General features: G+C 72.4%; 21 protein-coding genes. 3 read left to right on the top strand and 18 right to left on the bottom strand.

Features of this window, described 5'->3' with window-relative positions:
* Window positions 1-64: 64 nt before the first annotated feature.
* On the top strand, window positions 65-1,330 hold the full coding sequence (locus ACQYWQ_RS20875; protein ID WP_431039274.1) for a GNAT family N-acetyltransferase: 1,266 nt from the start codon (window positions 65-67) through the stop codon (window positions 1,328-1,330).
* Window positions 1,327-2,148 carry a tetratricopeptide repeat protein gene (locus tag ACQYWQ_RS20870; protein ID WP_431036571.1) on the top strand — a complete coding sequence of 274 codons (822 nt, stop codon included), beginning with the start codon at window positions 1,327-1,329 and terminating at the stop codon, window positions 2,146-2,148. Before ACQYWQ_RS20875 ends, ACQYWQ_RS20870 begins: the two co-directional genes overlap by 4 nt.
* A 44-nt stretch (window positions 2,149-2,192) precedes the next feature.
* On the opposite strand, the gene ACQYWQ_RS20865 is transcribed toward ACQYWQ_RS20870, so the two are convergent.
* From ACQYWQ_RS20865 to ACQYWQ_RS20830, 8 genes are all read right to left on the bottom strand, one after another.
* A complete protein-coding gene (locus tag ACQYWQ_RS20865) occupies window positions 2,193-2,813 on the bottom strand; it encodes a response regulator transcription factor (protein WP_431036569.1) in 621 nt (206 codons plus the stop codon).
* 9 nt (window positions 2,814-2,822) lie between these two features.
* Window positions 2,823-4,046, bottom strand: coding sequence for a sensor histidine kinase (locus ACQYWQ_RS20860; RefSeq protein WP_431039273.1), 1,224 nt, complete (start codon window positions 4,044-4,046; stop codon window positions 2,823-2,825).
* A gap of 8 nt (window positions 4,047-4,054) precedes the next feature.
* Window positions 4,055-4,864, bottom strand: a complete 810-nt coding sequence (locus ACQYWQ_RS20855; protein WP_431036567.1) for an ABC transporter permease — start codon at window positions 4,862-4,864, stop codon at window positions 4,055-4,057.
* The gene (locus ACQYWQ_RS20850; RefSeq protein ID WP_431036566.1) at window positions 4,861-5,802 is read right to left on the bottom strand and encodes an ABC transporter ATP-binding protein; all 942 of its coding nucleotides are present in this window, start codon (window positions 5,800-5,802) and stop codon (window positions 4,861-4,863) included. The genes ACQYWQ_RS20855 and ACQYWQ_RS20850 overlap by 4 nt, the downstream gene beginning before the upstream one ends.
* Before the next feature lie 213 nt (window positions 5,803-6,015).
* Window positions 6,016-8,334 carry a hypothetical protein gene (locus tag ACQYWQ_RS20845; protein ID WP_431036565.1) on the bottom strand — a complete coding sequence of 773 codons (2,319 nt, stop codon included), beginning with the start codon at window positions 8,332-8,334 and terminating at the stop codon, window positions 6,016-6,018.
* Window positions 8,335-8,563: 229 nt separating this feature from the next.
* Window positions 8,564-9,001, bottom strand: coding sequence for a DUF6113 family protein (locus ACQYWQ_RS20840; protein WP_431036563.1), 438 nt, complete (start codon window positions 8,999-9,001; stop codon window positions 8,564-8,566).
* Complete coding sequence (gene mshB / locus ACQYWQ_RS20835) at window positions 8,998-9,927, bottom strand: N-acetyl-1-D-myo-inositol-2-amino-2-deoxy-alpha-D-glucopyranoside deacetylase (protein ID WP_431036561.1); 930 nt, start codon at window positions 9,925-9,927, stop codon at window positions 8,998-9,000. Before mshB ends, ACQYWQ_RS20840 begins: the two co-directional genes overlap by 4 nt.
* 93 nt (window positions 9,928-10,020) lie before the next feature.
* Window positions 10,021-10,215, bottom strand: a complete 195-nt coding sequence (locus ACQYWQ_RS20830) for a DUF2304 family protein (RefSeq protein ID WP_007822441.1) — start codon at window positions 10,213-10,215, stop codon at window positions 10,021-10,023.
* Window positions 10,216-10,436: 221 nt separating this feature from the next.
* Between ACQYWQ_RS20830 and ACQYWQ_RS20825 the strand changes: the two genes are divergently transcribed.
* A complete protein-coding gene (locus ACQYWQ_RS20825) occupies window positions 10,437-12,578 on the top strand; it encodes a DPP IV N-terminal domain-containing protein (RefSeq protein WP_431036560.1) in 2,142 nt (713 codons plus the stop codon).
* Here the strand turns inward: ACQYWQ_RS20825 and ACQYWQ_RS20820 are convergent.
* From ACQYWQ_RS20820 to ACQYWQ_RS20775, 10 genes are all read right to left on the bottom strand, one after another.
* Entirely contained in the window at window positions 12,559-13,482 is a 924-nt protein-coding gene (locus tag ACQYWQ_RS20820) for a hypothetical protein (RefSeq protein WP_431036558.1), read from the bottom strand. The two genes, ACQYWQ_RS20825 and ACQYWQ_RS20820, sit on opposite strands and share 20 nt — an antisense overlap.
* 216 nt (window positions 13,483-13,698) lie before the next feature.
* Window positions 13,699-14,826: an ABC transporter ATP-binding protein gene (locus ACQYWQ_RS20815; RefSeq protein ID WP_431036557.1), complete on the bottom strand. Its 1,128-nt coding sequence runs from the start codon at window positions 14,824-14,826 to the stop codon at window positions 13,699-13,701.
* Window positions 14,813-15,793, bottom strand: coding sequence for an ABC transporter ATP-binding protein (locus ACQYWQ_RS20810; RefSeq protein WP_431036556.1), 981 nt, complete (start codon window positions 15,791-15,793; stop codon window positions 14,813-14,815). The genes ACQYWQ_RS20815 and ACQYWQ_RS20810 overlap by 14 nt, the downstream gene beginning before the upstream one ends.
* 10 nt (window positions 15,794-15,803) lie before the next feature.
* The gene (locus ACQYWQ_RS20805) at window positions 15,804-16,817 is read right to left on the bottom strand and encodes an ABC transporter permease (RefSeq protein ID WP_431036555.1); all 1,014 of its coding nucleotides are present in this window, start codon (window positions 16,815-16,817) and stop codon (window positions 15,804-15,806) included.
* Complete coding sequence (locus ACQYWQ_RS20800; RefSeq protein WP_431036553.1) at window positions 16,810-17,733, bottom strand: ABC transporter permease; 924 nt, start codon at window positions 17,731-17,733, stop codon at window positions 16,810-16,812. The genes ACQYWQ_RS20805 and ACQYWQ_RS20800 overlap by 8 nt, the downstream gene beginning before the upstream one ends.
* 160 nt (window positions 17,734-17,893) lie before the next feature.
* Window positions 17,894-19,543 (bottom strand): peptide ABC transporter substrate-binding protein, encoded by a 1,650-nt coding sequence (locus tag ACQYWQ_RS20795; RefSeq protein ID WP_431036552.1) that lies wholly within the window; start codon window positions 19,541-19,543, stop codon window positions 17,894-17,896.
* Window positions 19,544-19,756: 213 nt separating this feature from the next.
* Window positions 19,757-20,902 carry an ABC transporter ATP-binding protein gene (locus tag ACQYWQ_RS20790; protein WP_431036551.1) on the bottom strand — a complete coding sequence of 382 codons (1,146 nt, stop codon included), beginning with the start codon at window positions 20,900-20,902 and terminating at the stop codon, window positions 19,757-19,759.
* On the bottom strand, window positions 20,895-21,956 hold the full coding sequence (locus tag ACQYWQ_RS20785; protein WP_431036550.1) for an ABC transporter ATP-binding protein: 1,062 nt from the start codon (window positions 21,954-21,956) through the stop codon (window positions 20,895-20,897). Before ACQYWQ_RS20785 ends, ACQYWQ_RS20790 begins: the two co-directional genes overlap by 8 nt.
* Before the next feature lie 11 nt (window positions 21,957-21,967).
* Window positions 21,968-22,936 carry an ABC transporter permease gene (locus tag ACQYWQ_RS20780; RefSeq protein WP_431036549.1) on the bottom strand — a complete coding sequence of 323 codons (969 nt, stop codon included), beginning with the start codon at window positions 22,934-22,936 and terminating at the stop codon, window positions 21,968-21,970.
* A complete protein-coding gene (locus tag ACQYWQ_RS20775) occupies window positions 22,929-23,858 on the bottom strand; it encodes an ABC transporter permease (RefSeq protein WP_431036548.1) in 930 nt (309 codons plus the stop codon). The genes ACQYWQ_RS20780 and ACQYWQ_RS20775 overlap by 8 nt, the downstream gene beginning before the upstream one ends.
* Window positions 23,859-23,885 lie beyond the last annotated feature (27 nt).

The following is a 23,885-nucleotide window of genomic DNA, read 5'->3' as shown; positions in this document are numbered from 1 at the left end:
CGATGCCCGGCACCTAGTATCTCCGCTCGGGGTCATGATCCGAACAGGAGGGGCGGTCCACAGCATGGAATTCGCCGCGGGTGCACGCCTTGAAGTCCGTATCAACGCGTCTGACGTGGGCAAACGGGTCACCGTGCGGAGTGTCGCCGAAGCCGCGGCCCCCGGTGCGGTTTTCACGGACACGGTGGGCATTCTCACATCCTGGGATGACGGCGTGCTCCTCGTGACCCGGCGGGACGGGACGCGGGTGCGGCTCGCCGAGGACGCGGTGGTCGCGGCGAAGACGGTTCCCGCGGCCCCGGCGCGCAGGCGCGGCCCCGCAGCGGACTTCGCCGAGCTGGCGGGGGTTCAGGAGCGGGGCTGGCAGGCGGTGGAGCGCGAGTCGCTCGGCGGCTGGCTGCTGCGGGCCTCGCTCGTGGACGGGGCGCGGGGCGGGGGCGGGACGCAGGGAGTGGACGGGACGCGGGGCGGGGGCGGGGCGGCTGCCGGTTTCACGCGGCGCGCCAACTCCGTACTGCCGCTCGGGGACCCGGGAATGCCGCTCGCTCAGGCCCTTGACCAGGTACGGGAGTGGTACGGGGCGCGCGGGCTGCCCGCGTACGCGCAGCTCGCGACGGGTGCGGGGGACACGCAGGAGGTGCTGGCCGCCCAGCTGGAGGAGCACGGGTGGCGGCGCGAGGTCTCGGCGCTCGTGATGGTGGGCGCCCTGGCGCCGCTCGCCGAGCTGGGGCCCGAGCCGACGGGCTCGCTCGCGGTCGCCGCGCCGGTCGCCGAGGGGCCTGAGGCGGTCCATGCGGGGGTGCGGCTCGGCAGGACGCCGGACGAGGCGTGGCTGCGGCGGTACAACCGGGCGGCGGGTGCGCGGCCGGGCGGGGTGCCGCCGGGGGTCCTGGCCGTGCTCGCGAGCGGGCCTTCGCCGTGGTTCGCGCGGATCGACGGGACGGGCGGCGACGCGCGGGGTGGCGACGCGGCGGGCGGGGACGCGGGTGGGGGCGACGCGGGCGGCGACGGGGACTCCGGTCGTAGGGATTTCGTACATACGGACAAGGGGGAGTCCGGGAACGCGGGGGTGCCGGACGCGATCGGGCGGTGTGTCGTCGACGGCCGGTGGGCCGGGTTCGCCGCGGTCGAGGTGGCGCCCGAGCGGCGGCGACGGGGGCTCGCGCAGCGGGTCATGGGGGCGCTCGCGCGGACGGCGCTCGCGGAGGGGGCCTCGGCGGCGTGGCTCCAGGTCGAGCGGGACAACGAGGCGGCGGTCGCGCTGTACACGCGGCTCGGCTTCACGGTCCACCACCACTACCACCACTACCGGGCCCCGGAGGCGGCGTGAACCGCGAGGAGCGCAGGGCCCGGTTCGCCGCCGAGGCGCGCGAGGAGCGGCCCTCGCTCTCGCGCCTGTGCCTGCTGCTCGCCGCCGAGGGCGACGCGACGCTGACCCCCGCGGGCATGGACGCCGCCGAGGCCGAACTCGACCGGCTCGCCGGCGCGCTGCCCTTCCGCCCCGGCGGCCCCGCGGACTGGGCGCGGGCGCTGCGCGAGGTGCTCGGGGCGCGCGAGGGCTTCCACGGGGAGCCGCGGGACTACGCGCGCCTGGAGTCCTCGCTCCTGCACGAGGTGCTGCGGCGCAGGCGGGGGCTGCCGATCCTGCTCTCGGTCGTGTGGATCGAGGTGGCGCGGCGCGCGGGCGCGCCCGTCCACGGGGTCGCGCTGCCCGGGCACTTCGTGGTGGGCCTCGGCGCGCCGGGTGACGTCCTCGTGGACCCCTTCGGCGCGGGCCGCCCCCTGGACCGTACGGAGGCGGCGGACCTCGTGGAGCGCACGACGGGCGGCCCGCTGACGCCGGACCGCCTCGCCCCCTCGGGTCCCCTGGAGATCGTCCGGCGCGTCCTCGGCAACATCGCCGCGTGGGCCGCGGCCCGCCCCGAGCGCACGGACGTCGCCCTCTGGGCCGCCGAACTGGGCCTCCTCCTGCCCTCGCACCCGGCGGAACTGCGCCGCGACCGGGCGCGGCTCCTCGTGAGCCGGGGCGACTACCTGGAGGCGGCCGCCGAGTTCGAGCGGTACGCGGAGGTCGTGGAGGCGGTGTCGGGCGAACTGGCCGACGCGGTACGGGCCGAGGGGCGGGCGGCGCGGGCGCGGCTCAACTGAGGGCGGGGGACGCGCACCACCGGGGTGCCGTCACGGGCCCGGCCTCACAGCCACCCCTTCTCCCGCGCGACGCGCACCGCGTCCGCGCGGTTGCGGGCCGCCAGTTTCTGGATCGCCGTGGAGAGGTAGTTGCGGACGGTGCCCTGCGAGAGGTGGAGCACGGTGGCGAGTTCGGCGTTGCCCGCGCCGCCCGCCGCCGCGCGCAGGACCTCGGCCTCGCGGGCCGTGAGCGGGTTGGCGCCCCCGGCGAGCGCGTCGGCCGCGAGGGCGGGGTCGATGACGCGCTCCCCGGCGAGCACCTTCCGTACGGCGGCGGCGAGCTGGGCCGCGGGGGCGTCCTTGACGAGGAAGGCGCTCGCGCCCGCCTCCATCGCGCGGCGGAGGTAGCCGGGCCTGCCGAAGGTCGTGAGGATGACGACGCGGACGCCGGGGAGCGCGTCGCGCAGCGCCGCGGCCGCGTCGAGCCCCGTCATGCCCGGCATCTCGATGTCGAGCAGCGCGACATCCACGGCGTGCTCCCGCGCGGCGGGCAGCACCTCGTCCCCGCGCGCGACCTGCGCGACCACGGTCATGTCGCCCTCCAGGCCGAGCAGCGCGGCGAGTGCCTCGCGCACCATCGCCTGGTCCTCGGCGAGCAGGAGGCGTACGGGGGGCTGCGTCGTCATGCGGGCAGCTTAGGCGGGTCGCCCGGCCGGGTCGTCGGCCCCCGTGCCGTCCAGCGGTACGTGGGCGCTGAGCGTGAACCCGCCGCGGCGCCCCGCGCGGGCCGGGCCCGTCGTCAGGGTGCCGTCGACGGCGGCGAGGCGTTCCCTCAGGCCCGTGAGCCCGTGCCCGGGTGACGTGCCCGCAGCGCCCTCGCCGTCGTCCTCGACGCGCAGGTCGAGGTAGGGGCCCTGGAGGCTCTGACGGGTCGTGAGGCTCACGCGGCAGGTGCGCGCCCCGCTGTGGCGTACGACGTTGGTGACGGCCTCGCGCAGCACCCAGGCGAGCGCGGCGGCGGGCTCGGGCGGCAGCGCGGGCGCCTCCTCGGGGAGCCGGGCCTCGATACCGGCCGTGGCGAGGGCGATGCGGGCACCGGCGAGTTCGCCGTCGAGCGTCGGCTGCCGGTAGCCGCCGACGGCGGCACGGACGTCGGTGAGGGCCTGGCGGCTGACCTGTTCGATCTCGGTGACCTGACGCGCCGCCTCGGCCGGGCTCGCGGGCAGCATGCGGCCGGCGAGTTCGCTCTTGAGCGTGATGAGCGAGAGCGAGTGGCCGAGCAGGTCGTGCAGGTCGCGGGCGAGGCGCAGCCGCTCCTCGTTCGCGGCGAGTTGCGCCACGGTCGCGCGGGCACGGCGCAACTCGACGGTCGTGCGCACCAGTTCCCGTACCCCCGTCATCGCGAATCCGCCGAGCAGCACGGGGATCACGGTGCCCCACTCCGGCTCGTGGCCGCGCAGCGGTGGCAGGACGAGGAGCAGCGCGGACGAGGCGACGACCGCGTACCGCGCGTACGGCAGCGGGAGCGCGGCGGCGCAGGAGACCGCGAAGTAGACGAGCAGGACGTACCAGGAGTCCCCGAGCCCGAGCGGCAGCGCGACGGCGAGGGCGAGCATGAGGCCGAGCAGGGCGAGGGAGCGGACCGGCGTGTGCGGGCGGGTGACGTCCCGCATGACGAGCGTGAGGTAGCAGGCGACGAACAGGAGCAGCCCCGCCCACCCGGCCACGCGCGCGGGCACCGTGTGCGGGCCGCCGAGAAGGTCGTCGAGCGGGTCGACCAGGAAGACGAGCCAGACCCCGATCCACAGGATCTTCCCGCGCACCTCGTACAGGCTGCGCGGCGGGCTGCCGACGAGCGCGGGGCGGGCGAGCGCGGCGAGGGCGCGGGGGAAGCGGGACGGGGGTTCGCTCGTCGTCATGGGTGTCGTCACGCCTTCAGAGTGTCCCTGCGGTACAGCCGGGCGGCGACCGCGGTGAAGACGAGAAGGTAGCCGAGGACGACGAGTACGTCCTTCGCGTGCGGCGCGCCGCCCGCCTCGACGGCCTGGCCGAGCGCGGCGTAGGCGTGCGTCGGGGTCCAGGAGGCGATGTTCTGGAGCCACTGCGGGAAGTTCGTGCTGGGCAGCCACAGCCCGCCGAGCATCGAGAGACCGAAGTAGATGAGCATCGTGAGCGGGCGGACCGCGTCGCCCGTCGCGAGGTAGCCGAGCGCGACGCCGAGCGCGGCGAAGACGAGGCTGCCCGCCCAGATGAGGCCGAGGAGCGCGAGCCACTGCCAGGCGTCGAGCCGTACGCCCTTGACGGTCGCGCCCACGACGAAGACGACGACGATCGAGGGGAGGCTCACGACGGCGGCCGAGCCGATCTTGCTGAGCACGTAGCCGTGCCCGGGCAGCGGTGTGAGCCGCAACTGCCGCACCCAGCCCTTCTCGCGCTCCTTCGCGATGCGCTCGCTGTTGCCGACGAGTACGGCGGTGAGCGCGCCGAAGGACGCCATCGAGACCATGAAGTACGCGGAGAGCGTCAGGTCGCCGACCGTGGAGTTCCCGTCCTGGCCCGCCGTGATGATGAGGAAGAGACCGGCCGGGTAGAGCACGGAGAAGAAGAGGAACTTGCCGTTGCGCGTGGTCCGCGCGACCTCCAGGCGCAGGAGGGCGAGGGTGCGGGTGAGCGAGGTGCGACGGAGGGGGGCGGCGGGCGTCACGGGGACGGCGGCGGCGCGGAGTTCGTTGCTCATGCGGTCGTGGCCTCCTCGGCCGTCGTGAGGGCGATGAATGCCTGTTCGAGCCCGAGGCCCGTGACTTCGAGGTTGCGCGGGTAGAGGTCGCCGAGGCCGTAGAGGGCGTGCACGGTCGCGTCGGCGTCGCGCGAGGCGAGGCGTACGGAGTGGCCCGAGACGTCGACCTCGGTGAGCCCGGGGAGCGGGCGCAGGCGCTCGGCGAGCCCGGTGGCGGCGGCGGGTTCGAGGTCGAAGGAGATCCGGCGGACGCCCGCGCGTGCCTTGACCTCGGCGGCCGTGCCGTCGGCGAGGAGGCGGCCCTTGTTGAGGACGAGGACGCGGTCGGCGATCGCGTCGGCCTCCTCCAGGTAGTGGGTCGCGAAGAGGACCGTACGGCCGGAAGCGGCCTGTTCGCGCATCGTGGCCCAGAAGGCGTGGCGCGCGGTGACGTCCATGCCGGTGGTCGGCTCGTCGAGCACGATGAGGTCGCAGTCCCCGATGGTGGCGAGCGCGAACCGTACGCGCTGTTCCTGGCCGCCGGAGAGCTTGTTGACCTGTCGCGAGGCGATCCCGGTGAGCCCGGCGACGGCGAGCGTGTCGGCGACCGGGTACGGGCGCGGGTGGAGCCGCGCGGCGAACGTGAGGAGTTCCCGTACCGTCACGTCCTCCATGAGCCCGCCGCTCTGGAGCATCGCCCCGACCCGCCCGGCGGCGATCGCGCGCTCGGGGCTGCCGCCGAAGAGCCGGACGCTTCCGCTGTCGGGGCGGCGCAGGCCGAGGAGGAGGTCGAGCGTGGACGATTTCCCCGCCCCGTTGGGACCGAGCAGCGCGACCGTCTCCCCCGGGCGCAGCACGAGCGACAGCCCGCCCACGGCCCGCACCTCGCCGTAGCTCTTGGTCACGTCGTCGAAGGCGACAACGGGAGACGCCCCCGTCTTTCCGCGTGTATCCGTCATGGGGACGAGGATGTCGCGAGCGGGGGCGAGCGCGGCAGTGCCACGCGTCGTGGACGGGGGATGACAGATGTCATGGTTCCGCGGGAACGCGGCCCCAGCGGCGAGGGAGGAGCGGGGCCGGGGCGGGGCCCAGGAGGCGCGCCGCGCGGAGAGGCCGGACGCATGCGAGGGGGCGGGCCCGCAGAAGCCCGCCCCCCACCGCCGCCGCCTCCGTCAGGAGGGATTCGTCTTGATCTCCACGGTCCGCTCGGCCGGCGTCTTGCCGCGCAGCGCCTCGCGCAAGGCGCCCACGACGTCCTGCGGCGTCACGGCCGTCTTCTCGCCCGTGCCCCGCGTGATGAGGACGCCGTCGAAGGTCGAGCCGTACAGCTCCTCCAGCGCCTTGAGGTCGTACGTGTCGACGAGCTTCCCGCCGACGGCCTTCACGCCGAGGATCTGCGGCAGCGACCGGTCCGGGCCGAACTGGATCGAGGCGGCACCGGCCTTGATCGTCACGAGTCCGGACATGGCCGGTGTGGCGAAGTCCTTCATCATGCGGTCGACCTCGGCGTCGGAGATCGCCGGCTTGTGCTCGGTGAGCGGCAGCGAGACGGGCGTGGTCTTCCCCGCCTGGACCTGGTCGCGGTACGCCTGCGCCACGACGTCCATCGACGTGTCGACGTCGAGCGTGCGGCCCGGCTTGCCGTACACGGGGGTCGCCTTGCCGGGGGAGAACGTGATCGTGCCCTCCTTGAGGCTGCCCGAGGTACCCGCGACGCGGCTCAGCGCGTCGGCGAGCTTCTCCTTGTCGACGGGCATGACCGGGCTGACGACGCGCTCCTTGCCGATGAGCGAGCCGAAGACGGAGACCGGGTTGTAGTCGCTCGTCGCGGCACCCCGCACGGTCGCCTGACTGTCGAGCGAGAGCCCCGACTTGTCCGGCTTGAGGCTCGCCGCCTTGCCGTCCACGGTGAGCGGGAGCGCGGCGAGCGCGCGCTTGCCGAGGGCCGAGTCCAGCTTGTTGACGGCCTCGTCGCGCGTTCCGCCGCCGATGTCCACACCGAGCACGGTGGTGCCCTTGGGCACGTCGGAACGGTTCATCAGGAGACCGGCGCCGTAACCGCCCGCGGCGATGACGACGACCACGCCGACGAGGAGGCCGAGCTTGCTGCGGCCCTTCTTCTTCGGCTTCGCGGCCTTCGCCGCCGGCTTCTCCGGCTCGGCGGGCGGGGGTGTGACCGGCTCGGGGAAGCGCGCGGCGGCCCCGGGCACGGGGAAGGACGGCGAACCCGCGCCGGGGCCCAGCGGGTCCTGGCGCATGGTCACGCGGTCGGCGCCCGCCCCGTTGTTCTCCCACTGCGGCGGGACGACGGGCAGGCCGCCCGTCAGCGTGTCGCCGGAGACCTGCGCCCCGGAGCCGCCGCCGGGACCTGCGCCATCGGCGGGGCCGCGCGGGGTGCGGGGCTGCTGCGGGGTGAGGATCGCGGTGTCGTCGACGGAGGGCCACGGCGAGCGGGAGCCGCCGGGCGCGGGGTGCTGCGCGGTGGTCTCGGACTCGGCGGCACCCGCGGCGGGCCGGGGACCGGCCTGCGGGCCTCGGGCCTGCGGATCACCGGCCTGCGGGCCACCTGGCTGCCGGCCACCGGACGGCGGACCGCCCTGCGGTCCCCCGGGTCCTCCTGCCGGACGCGACCCCTGCGGCGGCGCGTCGGCGAAGGCCTGCGTGACGTCGTAGGCCCCCGTGCTCCGGCCGCCCTGCTGGGCCTGCCGCCCCCCGGCGTTCCCGCCGAGCGGCGTACCGGCGGCGGGCGTCGGCGCACCGTACCCACCGGCACCGGACGCCCCCGCGCCGGGCGCACCCGCACCGGAGACACCCGCGCCGGCCGCGCCCGCACCGCCGCCGGACGCACCGGCCGCACCGCCCGGCGCGCCCCCGGGAGGCGTTCCGCCGCCCGGCAGCCCCGCGCCCTCGGTCCCGCCGCCCTGCGCCGGCGCCGCCGGACTCGGCGTGTTGCCGCCACGGGTCGCGTTCTTGCGCGGCGCGAACCAGTCGCTCGCCGGCTTCTCCTCACGCGGCGCCGTACCGCCCTGCGGCTGCCCGCCGGGACCGGCGGGCCCGGACTGACCGGAGGGACCCGGCTGCTCGCCGGGCCGTGTCCCCTGGCCGCCGTCCTGCGGGCGGGCCGGGGGCGGCACGGGCGCGGGGCGCGCGCGCTCGCGGGCCTGCGGAGCGCCCTGGGTGCCCTGCGGGCCCCCGGCGTCCTCGCCGCGCGCGGCGCGCTCCTCCTTCTCCTTCTCGCTCATCGGCGTGCGCAGCACGACGGGCGGGATGGGCCGCGACCCGGGGATGTTGATCTTGATCCGGGTCGTCATGGTCGTCTCGGTCCTGCGCTCCTCGGAGCGACCCGCGCCGGAGGCCGCGGCGTCCTGGGGGGCGGCTGTGCCGTCCTCGCCCTGCGCCGGGGTGCCGTACGGGGGCGTGCCCGAGGGGTAGGCGGCACCGCCGCCGCTCCCCCGGGGGCCGGAGGACGAACTCTCAGTATCACGACTCAAGGCAGGCTCTCCTGGTTGGCTCCACCGCCCGTCACGACCTCCCGCGAGGGGGCTCCCCTGCCGAAGGTGGGGGGTGGCTCGGCGGCGCGCACCACCATACTGGCCGCCGGACGCGCTCCGTCCGGGCAGCGGGCCGAAGTCGGGGCTTCCGGGGCTTTCGCGTGAATGGTCACGTGCGCGGCCGCACCGTCCCCGTGTCCGGGGGACGCGTAAGGCGACAGGTACCCCGTCAGACGCCCGTACGCACCGCTCCCGGCCCGGCCCAGCCGCCCGGCCGCCCGCCGGTGGCACAGATCACAGCGACGGCCATGCCGCCGAGCAGGAAGCCGTACGAGCCGAGACCGGCGCCGAAGACGTAGTCGCCCTCGGGGCGTGTCGTGGTGAGCAGGACGACGGCGACGAGCCAGCCGAGTGCGGGGATCAGGCCGCCCGCGAGGGTGCGGGCGAGCTGGGCGCCGCCGTAGCAGAGCCCGGCGAGCGCGGCGAGCGCGAGGGCGAGCCCGCCGGGCGGCAGCGCGGCCTGCACGAGCGAGCCCGCGAGGCCCGTGACGAGGCCGAGCACGGCGCCGCCCGTGTACGCGGCGATGCGTGCGGGCTTGGGGGGTGTGGTGAGGAAGTGGCCCTCGGGAGCGGTGCGCTGGGCGGGGACCTTGGGCTTGTTGCTCATGACTGCGGCTCCCTGGAGGAGGAAGAGGGGTGCGGTACGAGCCCGGCGAAGAGCCCCGCTTCGAGGCCGTCCGCGCCCGGCGGGCCCGCCTCGCCCCGTACCAACTCGTAGTACTCGACGCCGAAGACGGGCTGGGCGAGGTCGTTGGAGAGGGCGAAGAGCGGCTCGGCGACGGTGATCTGGGTGGCGTGGGCGCGCATCGCGGCGAGCTTCGCCGCGATGTGGGCGCGGGCGTCGACGGCGGTCGTGACGCGCTCCGCCGCGACGACTCCGGGGAGGTCCTCGACGGCGGCGAGGCGCGCGAAGGGGCTGCCGGGCAGGGCGCGGCGGGCCTCGGCGAAGGCGGCTTCGGCGACGGGGCGCGGGAGGCGGTTCCAGTAGGTCTTGGCGATCGTGTGCGCGGGCCCGGCGGCGGGCAGGTGGCCGGGGTCGGCGGCGAGTTCGGCGGCGCGCGTCGCGACGCGGTGGGCCTGGATGTGGTCGGGGTGGCCGTAGCCCCCGTCGGGGTCGTACGTGACGAGGACGTCGGGCCGTACCTCGCGGATGATCGCGACGAGGTGCCCGGCGGCCTCGTCGAGCGGCGCGGACCAGAAGGAGCCGGGGCGGTCGTTCTGCGGGGCGCCCATCATGCCGGAGTCGCGGTAGCGCCCCGGGCCGCCGAGGAAGCGGTGGTCGCGGACGCCGATGGCCGCCATCGCGGTGGCGAGTTCGCCGATGCGGTACGTGCCGAGCCGGTCGGCGCGGTCGGCGGCGAGGACGGCGAGCGCGGGCGGGATGATCTCGCCCTCCTCGCCGAGGGTGCAGGTCACCAGGGTGACCTCGGCGCCGCTCGCGACAGCGGCGGCCATCGTGGCACCGTTGTTGATCGACTCGTCGTCCGGGTGCGCGTGGACGAGGAGCAGTCGCGGGCGGGCGTTCTCGGTCATGGGCCCAGCCTACGAGCCCCGGCGGGCACGGCGGAGCCGGCGGGCCCCCGTACCCGCCGCGCGCCGCTCGCGTCCGCCCGTACCCGCGCGGCCTCAGAACTTGATGTCGCCCAGCATCCCCGCCACGTTGTTCGTCAGTTCCCTGATCGTGGGGGCGATCGAGGAGCCGGCCAGGAAGAAGCCGAGCAGCACGCAGACGACCGCGTGCCCCGCTTTCAGCCCCGACTTCCTGACGAGCAGGACGACGATGATCAACATCAGGACCACCGCCGAAATCGAGAGCGCCACGGCGGCTCACCTCCCATGCTCGCGAACTGCGGAGAAACTCCCGGCGGTCGGCGCCGGGAGTGCGGCCGCACGGGAACAGCGCTGTCCCCACGCACCCGCTCGCTCGGCGGACCTGCACCCACCTTGCGCTACGGATCATAACTATGAGTGGCTGCGCATGAGTCGTCGCACCGGAGCATGAGGGGCGCACCGTCCGCCAACCGGCCTTCTAGGCTGGGCCCATGACAACGGAGTCCCTGAGTTTCCCCCGCCAGTACGCGCGCAGTCAGCGTTTCACCCTCGGAGCGCCGCGCTCCCTCACCGTCGCCCCGGACGGCTCGCGGATCGTTTTTCTTCGTTCCAGGTCAGGGACTGATCGTTCGCAGATGCTCTGGGTCCTTGATGTGACCGAGGACGGCAAGAGCGCCGAGCGGCTGCTCGCCGATCCGGCGGCGCTGCTCGGCACGGGCGGCGAACGGCTCTCCGCCCGGGAGCGCGCCCGGCGTGAGCGGGCCAGGGAGAGCGCGGCCGGCATCGTCGGGTACGCGAGCGACGCGGCGGTCACGACGGCGGCGTACGCCCTGTCCGGGCGCCTGTGGACGACGGATCTGCGCACCGGGGCGAGCCGTGCGCTCGCCGTGCCCGGGCCCGTCATCGACCCGCGCCTGTCCCCCGACGGGTCGAGGATCGCCTACGTGTCCGAGGGCGCCCTGCGGCTCGTGGAGGCGGACGGGAGCGGGGACCAGGCCCTCGCGGCGCCCGAGGAGGCTCAGGTCACCTACGGCCTCGCCGAGTTCGTCGCCGCCGAGGAGATGGACCGCACGCGCGGCTTCTGGTGGGCGCCCGACAGCGCGCGGCTCCTCGTCGCGCGTGTCGACGAGTCCCCCGTACAGCGCTGGTGGATCGCGGACCCCGCGCACCCGGACCGCGAGCCGGTCTCGGTCGCCTACCCGCAGACCGGCACGGCCAACGCGGACGTGCGGCTCTTCCTGTACGACGTCGAGGGCGGCCGCACCGAGGTCGTGTGGGACCGCGCGCGCTACCCCTACCTCGCGCGCGTGCACTGGACGGCCGCGGGGGCGCCGCTGCTGCTCGTGCAGTCGCGCGACCAGCGCGCCGTGCTCTACCTGGGCGTCGACGAGGAGAGCGGCGCGACCCGGATGGTGCACGCGGACGAGGACCCGGACTGGGTCGAGCTGCGCGAGGGCTCCCCCGCCTGGACCCCGGACGGCAAGCTCGTACGGATCACGGACGAGGGCGGCGCGCGGGTGCTCGCCGTCGGCGACAGGCTCCTGACCGGCGGCACGCTCCAGGTCCGCTCGGTGCTGGACGTGGGCGCCGACGACGTGCTGATCTCGGCCTCGGCGGGCGCGGACGCGGCGGACCGCGAGGTCGGCGAGATCCACGTGCACCGCGTGAGCGCGCTCGGCGTCGAGCGGGTCAGCGAGGGCCGGGGAGTCCACTCGGCCGTGCGCGGCGGCCCGTTGACGGTCCTCACGACCGCGGCCCTGGACGCCTACGGGACGGCGTACCGCGTGCTGCGCGACGGCGAGGAGATCGCCCGCCTCGCCTCGTACGCCGAGACCCCCGGCCTCACGCCGCGCCCGGTGCTCACGACGGGGGGCGCACGGGAGATTCCGTGCGCGGTGCTGCTGCCGTCCTGGTACCGCGAGGAGGAGGGCCCGCTGCCCGTCCTCATGGACCCGTACGGGGGACCGCACGGGCAGCGCGTCGTGGCCGCCCGCAATCCGCACCTGACCTCGCAGTGGTTCGCCGAGCAGGGCTTCGCCGTCGTCGTCGCCGACGGGCGCGGCACGCCCGGGCCCTCGCCCGCGTGGGAGAAGGCGGTCAGCCGCCGCCTGACGCTGAGCCTGGACGACCAGGTGGACGCGCTCCACGGCCTCGCCGACCGCTTCCCGCTCGACCTGACGCGCGTCGCGATCCGCGGCTGGTCCTTCGGCGGCTACCTCGCCGCGCTCGCCGTGCTGCGCCGCCCCGACGTCTTCCACGCGGGCGTCGTCGGCGCCCCCGTGACGGACCTGCGCCTCTACGACACGCACTACCAGGAGCGCTACCTCGGCACCCCGGCCGACGAGCCCGAGGTGTACGCGCACAACTCGCTCGTCACCGACGAAGGGCTCTCCGAGGCGCGCGAGCCGCACCGCCCGCTCATGCTCATCCACGGCCTCGTGGACGACAACGTCCTGGTCGCGCACAGCCTGCGCCTGTCCTCGGCGCTCCTCGCCGCCGGCCGCCCGCACGAGTTCCTGCCGCTGAGTGGCGTGACGCACATGACGCCGCAGGAGGAGGTCGCGGAGAACCTGCTGCTCTTCCAGGTCGACTTCCTGCGCCGCTCGCTGGGGCTCAGCGCGCGCGAGGACTGAGCGGGGCGGGGCCCGTCGCCGGCTCGCGCGCCGGGGTACGCAGGAGCGCGAGCGCGGCGAGCCCCGCGAGGACGTAGGCGAGGGTGCTGGCGAGCGAGAGTTGCAGGCGCGGCGTGCCGCCCAGCGCCCCGTCGAAGCGCTCCTGGCGCAGCGCCACGGAGAGCCTGACGAGCCCCCAGGCGAGGAGCATCGCCCCCGCCGCCGTGCCGAGCGCGCGCCCCGCCCGCGCCCGGGCCGCGCAGGCGATCCCCGCGGCGAGGCCGAGCAGCACGAGCGCGGCGGCCCACCAGGGCTGCGGGGTCGCGAGGAGCGTGAGGGTCGTGCTGCGGTTGCCGAGGAGTGCGCCCCGGTAGGCGGCGGCCCCGTAGTCCTGGACGCGCACGGCCTCCCAGACGGCGAGGAGCCCGGCGGACAGGAGCAGCAGCGCGGCGGCGGTACGGGCCGTGGGGACGGGGGCCGCCACGCGCGGGCGCCGCGTGACGAGGGCGCAGCCGAGCAGGAGCACCCCGAGCAGGAGTCCGGCGAGAGCCGTGAGCCGCGCGAGCGTCCGCAACGGCTCCCCCGCCCACGCCCCGGTCCACGGCTGCGCGAGCAGCCATGAGGACGGCAGGCGCAGGACGAGCGCGCAGGCCCCGACGACGGCCGGGGCGGCGGACCCCGGCGCCCTGAGCACCCGTACGGTCCCCCACACGCCGAGCACGACGAGCAGCCCGTCCGCCAAGGAGGTCCCCTGCACGGAATTCCCGCCCCACGCGGAGGGTGCCCCGGCCCACAGCCACCACACGCGGGTGACGTGCCCCTGGGCGGCGCGGAGATCCCGTACGCACCAGAGCAGGCTGAGCAGCGCGAGTGCCGCGCAGGCGAAGGCGGCGATCCCTCGCGCACGTCCGTTGTCCGTCCTCATGGGGAAAGTGAAGCAGGCGGGGGAATCGGGCCGCCGCGGCGATCGATGAGCGCGGTACGGGCGGAGCCGGGGAAACGACGACCGGCCGGGACGGCTTTCGCCGTTCCGGCCGGTCACACGGCACCCGCACGGCCGTACAAGAAAGAGCTTCCCCCGTCCGTATATCGGAACGACGTCCGCCGAGTTGCCGCCGTGTTAAGCCCTTTCCCGTGCCACTCAGTCCGTCGGGACGATCTGCTTCTCCTCGGCGAAGTGGCAGGCGGAGGGGTGTTCCGCCGGGATGCCGCGCCCCTTGAACCACTCGGGGATCGCGAGCACGGGGTCCTCGACCGCGCACTTCTCCTGCGCCTTGAAGCAGCGCGTCCTGAAGTGGCAGCCGCTCGGCGGATTGGCGGGCGAGGGCACGTCGCCCGTGAGGATGATGCGTTCGCGGTGCTCGCGCTGCGCGGGGTCGGGGACGGGGACGGCGGACAGGAGCGCCTGCGTGTAGGGGTGCGTGGGGTGCTCGTAGATCTGCTCGTCGGTGCCCGTCTCGACGACGCGCCCGAGGTACATGACGGCGACGCGGTCGGAGATGTGCCGGACGATCGAGAGGTCGTGCGCGATGAAGACGTAGGAGAGGTCGAACTCCTGCTGAAGCCGCTCCATCAGGTTGATGACCTGTGCCTGCACCGAGACGTCGAGGGCCGAGACGGGCTCGTCGGCGACGATGATCTCGGGGCGCAGCGCGAGGCCGCGCGCGATGCCGATGCGCTGGCGCTGGCCGCCGGAGAACTGGTGCGGATAGCGGTTGATGTACTCGGGGTTGAGCCCGACGACGTCGAGGAGATCCTGCACGCGCTTGCGGCGGTCCCCCTTCGGCGCGACCTCGGGGTGGATGTCGTAGGGCTCGCCGATGATGTCGCCGACGGTCATCCGGGGGTTGAGCGAGGTGTACGGGTCCTGGAAGACCATCTGGATGTTGCGCCGTACGGCCTTCAGGGCGCGGCCGGAGAGCCGCGCGATGTCCTCGCCCTTGTAGCGGATCGTGCCGCCCGTGGGCTCCTCCAGGTGGACGAGCATCTTGGCGACGGTCGACTTGCCGCAGCCGGACTCGCCGACGATGCCGAGGGTCTCGCCGCGCCGCAGGTCGAAGTCGACGCCGTCGACGGCCTTCACGGCGCCGATCTGGCGCTTGAAGACGATGCCCTGCGTGAGCGGGAAGTGCTTGGCGAGACCGCGCACCTCCAGGATCGGCTCACCCGCCGCGAAGGCGTTCTCCTGGTGGGCCTTGGACATGAGCCGCTGGGCCTCGCGCCCCTCGCGCCTGGCCTCCCTGCGGCTGCCGTGCTCATCGCGATGCATCGAGGGTCTCCTTCCAGTAGTGGCAGGCGCTGGCCCTGGTCGGCGAGACCTCGTAGAGCGGCGGGTCGTCGTGCAGGCAGCGCTCGCGGGCGCGCGGGCAGCGGGGGTTGAACGAGCAGCCGTCGGGGATGTGCAGGAGGTTGGGCGGCAGTCCCCTGATCGCGTACAGCTCGCGGCCCTTCTGGTCCAGGCGCGGGATCGACTGGAGCAGGCCCTCGGTGTACGGGTGGGCCGGGCGCTTGTAGATCTCGTGCACGGGCGCGGTCTCGACGATGCGGCCCGCGTACATGACGGCGATCTTGTCGGCCACGTCCGCGACGACGCCGAGGTCGTGCGTGATGAGGATGAGGCCCATGTGGTACTCGCGCTGGAGTTCCGCGAGCAGGTCCATGACCTGGGCCTGCACGGTGACGTCGAGGGCCGTGGTGGGCTCGTCGGCGATGATCAGTTTCGGTTCGAGCGCGAGCGCCATCGCGATCATGATGCGCTGGCGCATTCCGCCGGAGAACTGGTGCGGGTACTGGCGCACGCGCTCCTTGGCGGCGGGGATGCGGACCCGGTCCATGAGGTCGACGGCCTTGGCGCGGGCGTCCTTGCGGGACATGCCCTGGTGGACGGTGAACATCTCGCCGAGCTGTTCGCCGACGGTGAGGACGGGGTTGAGCGAGGAGAGCGCGTCCTGGAAGATCATCGCGATCTGGGCGCCGCGCACCTTGCGCCGCTTGTCCTCCTTCATGGTGAGGAGGTCCTGGCCGTCGAAGAGGATCTCGCCGGAGGGGATACGTCCTGGCGGCATGTCGAGGATGCCCATGATCGCCTGGGCGGTGACGGACTTCCCCGAGCCCGATTCGCCGAGCACGGCGAGGGTCTCGCCCGCGTCGACGTCGTAGCTGACGCCGTTGACGGCCTTGACGACGCCGTCCCTGGTCGCGAACTCGACGTGCAGGTCTCGCACTTCCAGCAGCATGGCGGGCTCCTCAGCGCAGCTTGGGGTCGAGGGCGTCGCGCACCGCGTCGCCGAGCATGATGAAGGCGAGCACGGTGATCGCCAGGGCCCCGGAGGGCCACAGGAGCATGTGCGGGGCGTTGCGCACGTTCCCCGAGGCGTCCGAGATGTCGATGCCCCAGGAGACCGTCGGGGGCCGGAGCCCGACGCCGAGGAAGGACAGGGTGGCTTCGAGTGCCACGTACGTGCCGAGCGCGATCGTCGCGACGACGATGACGGGCGCGACGGCGTTCGGCGCGATGTGGCGGAGCAGCATCCGGGTGTTGGAGGCGCCGAGGGCGCGCGCGGCCTCCACGTAGTCGTTCTGTTTCGTCGTGATGACGGAGCCGCGGGCGATACGGGCGATCTGCGGCCAGCCGAGGAGCACGATGAAGCCGACGACGGGCCAGACCGTGTTGGAGGTGACGACGGAGAGCAGGACGAGGCCGCCGAGCACGACGGGGATCGCGAAGAAGATGTCGGTGAGCCGGGACAGGATCGAGTCCCAGAAGCCGCCGAAGAACCCGGCGAGCCCGCCGAGCACCGAGCCGAGGATCGCGACGCCGAGGGTCGCGCAGACGCCGACGGTCACCGAGGCGCGGGCGCCGTGCACGGTGCGCGTGTAGACGTCGCAGCCCTGGTTGGTGAAGCCGAAGGGGTGCCCGGAGCGGGCGCCCTTCTGCGCGTCGGAGAGGTCGCACTTGAGCGGGTTGCCCGAGGCGATCAGGGAGGGCCAGATCGAGATCACGATCAGAAAGAGAATGATCAACGCGGAGATGATGAAGACCGGGTTGCGGCGCAGGTCGCGCCAGGCGTCGGACCACAGGCTGCGGGGCTTCTCGCGCGGGTCGCCGCCCTCCGGCTCCTCGCCGACCAGGCTGCCGCCCTCACCGGTCGCGAGGGCCGTCGCGCCGCCCTGGCCGACGGAACCGACCGCCTCGTCGGCGGGCGGGAGGTGGTTCTCCGGCTCCGGCTCGGACTCCGGAGTGGGCTCGGGCTCACGCATAGCGAATCCTCGGGTCGAGAACGGCGTAGAGAAGGTCGACGAGGAGGTTGGCGATCAGGAAGACCAGGACGAGTACGGTCACGAAGCCGACCACCGTCTGCGTGTTCTGCCGCAGGATGCCCTGGTAGAGCTGGTAGCCGACGCCGTGGATGTTGAAGATGCGTTCGGTGACGATCGCGCCGCCCATGAGGGCGCCGATGTCGGTGCCGATGAAGGTGACGACGGGGATGAGCGAGTTGCGCAGCAGGTGCCGCATGATCACGCGGTGGCGCGGCAGTCCCTTGGCGATGGCGGTGCGCACGTAGTCGGCGCGGCGGTTCTCGGCGATCGAGGTCCGGGTGAGCCGGGTGACGTACGCGAGCGAGACCGAGGCGAGGACCAGGCCGGGCAGGATCAGCTCGTCGAAGGGGGCCTCGGCGGACACGGCCGGTTTGATCCAGCCCCACTTCACGCCGAAGAGCAGCTGGAGCAGCAGCCCGGTGACGAAGGTCGGCACCGAGATGACCACGAGCGTGAGGACGAGGACGCCGGTGTCGTCGGGCTTGCCGCGCCGCAGACCGGTGAGGACGCCGAGGCTGATGCCGATGACGATCTCGAAGATGATCGCGATGATCGTGAGCCGGATCGTGACGGGGAAGGCGTCGCCCATCAGGTCGAGGACGGACTCGCCGTTGAAGGCGGTGCCGAAATCCCCGGTGAAGAGGTTGCCCATGTAGGTGAGGTATTGCTGCCACACGGGCTTGTCGAGGCCGAGGTCGTGGCGGAGCTGAGTGGCGGTGGCCGGGTCGCACTGGCGGTCGCCGCACAGGCCCGCGATGGGATCGCCCATCACGTTCACCATCAGGAAGATCAGCAGCGTGGCGCCGATGAAGACCGGGATCATCTGGAGCAGACGCCGGATCACATAACGTCCCATAGGGGCAGCTCCGGGGTTGGGGGCACGGGCCCTGGCGGTGGGGGCGGCGGCAGCGGGGGGCAGGGGCCGTGCGGGCCGTACGGGCACAAGCCGACGCCCGGCGCACGGGGGGTGCGCCGGGCCGACGGGAAACCCTTCAACGGCCGGGGCCCTCCCGCCGTCAGCTGACCTTGATCTCGTTGTAGACCGGGACGCTGAAGGGGTTCAGGGCCACGTTCGAGAGGCGCTCGGAGTAGCCGGCGCTGCCGTTCTGGTACCAGAGCGGGATCGCGCCCATGTCGTCGCGCAGGACCTTCTCGGCGTCCTGGAAGGTCGTGATGGCCTTCTTCGTGTCGGTCTCGCCGTTGGCCTCGTTGATGAGGTTGTCGAATTTCTTGGAGCTGTACTGGCCGTCGTTGGACGAGGCGTCCGTGAAGTACAGCGGCTCCAGGAAGTTCTGGATCAGCGGGTAGTCCATCTGCCAGCCGGCGCGGAAGGGCCCGGGCATCTTGTGCTGGCCGATCTTGTTGCGGAAGTCGGCGAAGGTGCCCGTCGGGTCGCCGACGCACGCCTTGTCGTTGCCCAGGGCGTTGTTGATGCTGTTGCAGACCGCGTCGACCCAGTCCTTGTGCGAGCCCGTGTCGGCGTTGTAGCCGATCTTGACCTGCCCGTTCGGGAGGCCGCCCGCCCCCTCGATGAGCTTCTTGGCCTCCGCGGGCTTGTAGTCGCAGGCCTCGCCGCACAGGCCCGGCTTGTACCCGCCGTCCTCGCCGAGCACGGGCGAGGTCCAGTCGGTGGCGGGGGTGCGGGTCTTCTGGAAGATCGTCTCGGTGATCTGCTTGCGGTTGATCGCCATCGACAGGCCCTTGCGCAGGTCCGCGTGGTCCGCGCCGCCCCAGGCGTCGTCGTAGAAGGGGAAGGCGAGGGTCTGGATGATCCCGGCGGGCTGGTTGATGTAGCGGTCGCCGAGGTCGCTCTTGACGTTCCGCAGCTGCGAGGCCGGGATGTCGTCGGCGAGGTCGAGGTTGCCCGCGGTCAGGTCGGTGTAGGCGGTGTTGGCGTCGGTGTAGACCTTGAGGTCCACGCCGCCGTTCTGCGCCTTGTCGTCCCCGGGGTAGTCGTCCCACTTGCGGAGCTGCATCTGCGAGCCGCGCGAGTACGAGTTGATGGTGTACGGGCCGTTGCCGATGGGCTTCTTGAGCCACTGCGCGTGGTTGTCGAAGAAGGCCCGGGGCAGCGGCGCGAAGGCCGCGTAGCCGAGGGTCTCGGGCCAGGTGGAGAACTTCTGGCTGAGCTTGACCGAGAAGGTGCGGTCGCCGGTGACCTTGAGCCCGGAGAGCGTCTGGGCGGTCTGCTGCCCCTCGGAGGGGTGCACCTTGTCGTAGCCGTCGATGTACCCGAAGAAGTAGGCGTTCTTCTGGTTGTTCTTCAGGCTCGCGCCGTAGTTCCAGGCGTCGACGAAGGACTTCGCGGTGACCTTCTCGCCGTTCGAGAACGTCCAGCCGCTCTTGACGGTGACGTCGAAGTTCTGCGAGTCCTTCGTGTCGATCTTCTCGGCGAGCATGTCCTCGGCCTTGCCCGTCTTCGGGTTGTACCGCTTGAGCCCGCGGAAGATCAGGTCGAGCACCTTGCCGCCCTGCACCTCGTTCGTGTTCGAGGGCTCCAGGGGGTTCTGCGGGTCCCCCCAGGAAGAGCGCACGACGCCGCCACCGTTGCCGCCACCGCCACCGCCACCGCCCCCGCCTCCGTCGTCATCGCCGCCGCAGCCCGTCGCTGCCAGGGCGACGACGACCGCACCCGCGACCCATTTCGCGTGCGTGGCTCCTCGCATCGGTGCCTCCTCGTGAGCGTCACATCGCACTTAGCGCCCATACCATCCCATAGGGCACAAGTCCGCACGGCGAGCTGAGCCGCACGAGTCACCCGAAGAGGGCGGGCCTCCCGAGAACCGGGTACGGCGAAGGCCCCGTCACCACTGGGGTGACGGGGCCTTTCGGGGGCCTTGCGGGGCCTGTCGGCGCCTTGCGGGGCCGGGAGGAACGCCTCAGGCGGCGTTGACGATGTCCTTCTCCTCGGCGAAGTGGCACGCCGACTCGTGCGCGGCCGGGATGTCCTTCGTACGGAAGACCTCCGGCACCGCGAGGAGGGGGGTCTCCTGCGCGCACTTGTCCTGGGCCTTCCAGCAGCGGGTGCGGAAGGAGCAGCCCGACGGCGGGTTGGCCGGCGAGGGCACATCACCCGAGAGGATGATCCGCTCGCGGTGGTCGCGCGCGTCGGGGTCGGGGACCGGGACGGCGGAGAGCAGCGCCTGCGTGTAGGGGTGCGTGGGGTGCTCGTAGATCTGCTCGTCGGTGCCGATCTCCGCCATCTTGCCGAGGTACATGACCCCGACCCGGTCCGAGATGTGGCGGACGATCGACAGGTCGTGCGCGATGAAGATGTAGGACAGGTTGAACTCGTCCTGAAGTCGCTCCATCAGGTTGATGACCTGCGCCTGCACGGAGACGTCGAGCGCGGAGACCGGCTCGTCGCAGATGATCACCTCGGGGTTGAGCGCGAGGCCGCGGGCGATACCGATGCGCTGGCGCTGACCGCCGGAGAACTGGTGCGGGTACCTGCTGATGTACTCCGGGTTGAGCCCCACGACGTCGAGGAGGTCCTGCACGCGCTTGCGCCGGTCCCCCTTCGGCGCGACCTCCGGGTGGATGTCGAAGGGCTCGCCGATGATGTCGCCGACCGTCATGCGCGGGTTCAGCGAGGTGTACGGGTCCTGGAAGACCATCTGGATGTTGCGCCGCACGGCCTTCAGGGCGCGCCCGGACAGCTTGGTGATGTCCTGGCCCTTGTAGAAGACCTCGCCCGCGGTCGCCGTCTCCAGCGTCATGAGCAGCTTGGCGACGGTGGACTTGCCACAGCCGGACTCGCCCACGATGCCGAGGGTCTCCCCCTGGTAGAGGTCGAAGGAGACCCCGTCCACCGCCTTGACCGCGCCGATCTGGCGCTTGAAGACGATGCCCTGCGTGAGCGGGAAGTGCTTCTTCAGGTTGCGGACCTGGAGGATCGGCTCCCCGCGCCCGACGTTCGCGTCGAGCGCCGCGACGGCCTCGTCCTCGGTGCTCGCCTCGACCGTCTCCACGGCGGAGACGTTGGGGGCGGCGTCAGCCTTCTTCTGCTCCGGCTTCTCAGCCATTGACCGTCTCCTTCCAGAAGTGGCAGGCGCTGCGGCGGCCCGCGAGGGGTTCGCCGTCCGGGCCGAGCACGTCCACCAGCGGCGGGCGCTCCGTACGGCAGATGTCCTGCGCCATCGAGCAGCGCGGGTTGAAGGCGCAGCCCTGCGGGATGCGCAGCAGGTTGGGCGGCAGGCCCTTGATCGCGAAGAGTTCCTGCCCCTTCATGTCCAGGCGCGGGATCGACTGGAGCAGGCCCTTGGTGTAGGGGTGGGCCGGCTTCTTGTAGATGTCGTGCACGGGCGCGGTCTCGACGATGCGGCCCGCGTACATGACGGCGATCTTGTCGGCCACGTCCGCGACGACACCCAGGTCGTGCGTGATGAGGATCAGGCCCATGTTGTACTCGCGCTGAAGCTCCGCGAGCAGGTCCATGACCTGCGCCTGCACCGTCACGTCGAGGGCCGTGGTCGGCTCGTCGGCGATGACCAGGTCGGGCTCCAGGCACAGCGCCATCGCGATCATGATGCGCTGGCGCATACCGCCCGAGAACTGGTGCGGGTAGTCGTTGACCCGCTCCTTGGCCGCCGGGATCTTGACCTTTTCCATCATCTCGATGGCCTTGGCCTTGGCGTCCTTGCGGGACAGTCCCTGGTGGACCCGGAACATCTCGCCGAGCTGGTAGCCGACGGTGAGCACGGGGTTGAGCGAGGAGAGCGCGTCCTGGAAGATCATCGCGATCTTCTGGCCGCGTATCTTCCTGGCCTCCTCGCGGGACATCTTGAGCATGTCCTTGCCGCGGAAGAGGATCTCGCCCTGCGGAATCCTGGCGGGGGGCATGTCGAGGATGCCCATGATCGCCTGGGCGGTGACGGACTTGCCGGAGCCGGACTCGCCGAGCACCGCGAGGGTCTCGCCGGGCGCGACCGTGTAGTTGACACCGTTGACCGCCCTGACCACGCCCTCGCGGGTGTGGAACTCGACGTGCAGGTCGCGCACGTCCAGGAGCGGGCCGCCCTCTGCGCCGGATTCGCGCGGCGAGGGAACGGTGTCCGGAGTGGAATCGATGATGGTCACGAGCGTCTCCCTCAGCGGAGCTTCGGGTCGAGGGCGTTGCGGACGGCTTCGCCGAGCATGATGAAGGCGAAAACGGTGAGCGTCAGCATGATCGAGGGGTACAGCAGGACGTGCTGGGCCACCCGGATCTGGTTGAGGCCGTCGGAGATGTCCGCGCCCCAGGAGACGGCCGGGGCGGAGAGACCGAGGCCGAGGAAGGAGAGCGTGGCCTCCGCACCGATGTACGTACCGAGCGCGATGGTCGAGACGACGATCACCGGGGCCATCGCGTTCGGCAGGATGTGCCGGATCATGATCCGCGAGGTGCTCGCGCCGAGGGCCTTCGCGGCCTGGACGTAGTCGGACTGCTTGACGGTGATCACGGAGCCGCGCATGACGCGGGTGATCTGCGTCCAGCCGAGGATGCCGAGCGCCGCCGCGACGAGCCACCACTTGCGGTCGGTGAAGGCGTTCATGGCGAGCATGGCGCCCAGCAGGAACGGGATGCCGAAGAAGATGTCGGTGACCCGGGACAGGATCGCGTCGAGCCAGCCGCCGAAGTAACCGGCGATCATCCCGACGAAGCTGCCGAGCAGCGTCACGATGACGGTCGCCCCGAAGCCCACCAGGACCGAGTTGCGGGTGCCGTGGACGAGGCGCGAGTAGACGGAGCGCCCCTGCAAGTCGTAGCCGAGCCAGTCGGCCTGGAAGACGTGCCCCAGCTTCGGCTTGCTCAGGAAGTGGTTCTGGAGGTCCGTGGCCGTCGGGTCGGTGCTGCTGAACAGGCCGGGCCACGCCGACATGACGATGAGCAGCAGGATGATCAGCGCCGAGATGATGAACATCGGCCGGCGGCGCAGGTCCACCCAGGCGTCGCCCCACAGGCTGCGGGTCTTGTTCTCGGCGGCCTTCTCGACGACGGCGGTGCCGGTCGCGGGGGCCGGTTCCCCGAGCGGGTGCTGCGCGGCTTCGTCCGCGGCTTCCTTGGTGATGTCAGGCATAGCGAATCCTCGGGTCCAGGACCGCGTAGAGCAGGTCGACGAGCAGGCTGCACAGCAGGTAGACGAGGACGAGGATCGTCACGAGTCCCACCAGCGTGGTGCCCTCACGGCGCGTGATGGATTCGGCGATGGTGCCGCCGACGCCCTTGATGTTGAAGGCGGCCTCGGTGACGATCGCGCCGCCCATGAGGGCGCCGAGGTCGGTCCCGAGGAAGGTGACCACGGGGATCAGCGAGTTGCGCATGAGGTGGACGCCGATGACGCGGCGCCGGGGCAGGCCCTTGGCGACGGCGGTGCGCATGTAGTCGGCGCGGCGGTTCTCGACGAGCGTGCCCCGGGTCAGGCGGGCGACGTAGGCGAGGGACGCTGTCGCCAGCACCGCCGCGGGCGCGATCATCTGCCCGATGTTGTTGTCGTTGTTGACATTTGGCGGCAAGCCCGCCGGTATCAGGATCGCGGTCTTGATGAGGAACGCGAGGACGAACACCGGGATGGCGATGAAGAGCAGCGTCAGCACCAGGATCGCCTGGTCGAGGAACTTGCCCGCGAACATGCCGGAGATGACGCCGAGGGAGATGCCGAAGACGATCTCCAGGACGAGCGCGAGGATCGCGAGCCTGATGGTCACCGGGAAGGCGTCACCGAGGATGTCGGTCACCGGACGTCCGCTCGCGATCTGCGTGCCGAAGTCGAAGTGGGCCACCATGTTCCACATATAGGTGCCGTACTGCACGAATATGTTCCGGTCGAGACCGTATTCGTGCCGGAGCGAGGCGAGCTGCGCTCCGGTGGGGGGTTTGTCCCCGAAGAGACCTCGCACGGGGTCCCCCGGTAGGAGGTAAACCGCGAGAAAGATCAGCAGAGTGGTCCCGATGAACACCGGGATCATCTGGAGCAGGCGTCGTATGACGTAGCGCCCCATCGTGCCTCCATATAGTCACAGCTGGCA

The organism is Streptomyces sp. P6-2-1, from assembly GCF_050613165.1.
Classification (GTDB): Bacteria; Actinomycetota; Actinomycetes; order Streptomycetales; family Streptomycetaceae; genus Streptomyces.
Note: the sequence above shows the minus strand (reverse complement) of the source record. Positions and strands in the feature narration are given on the sequence as shown.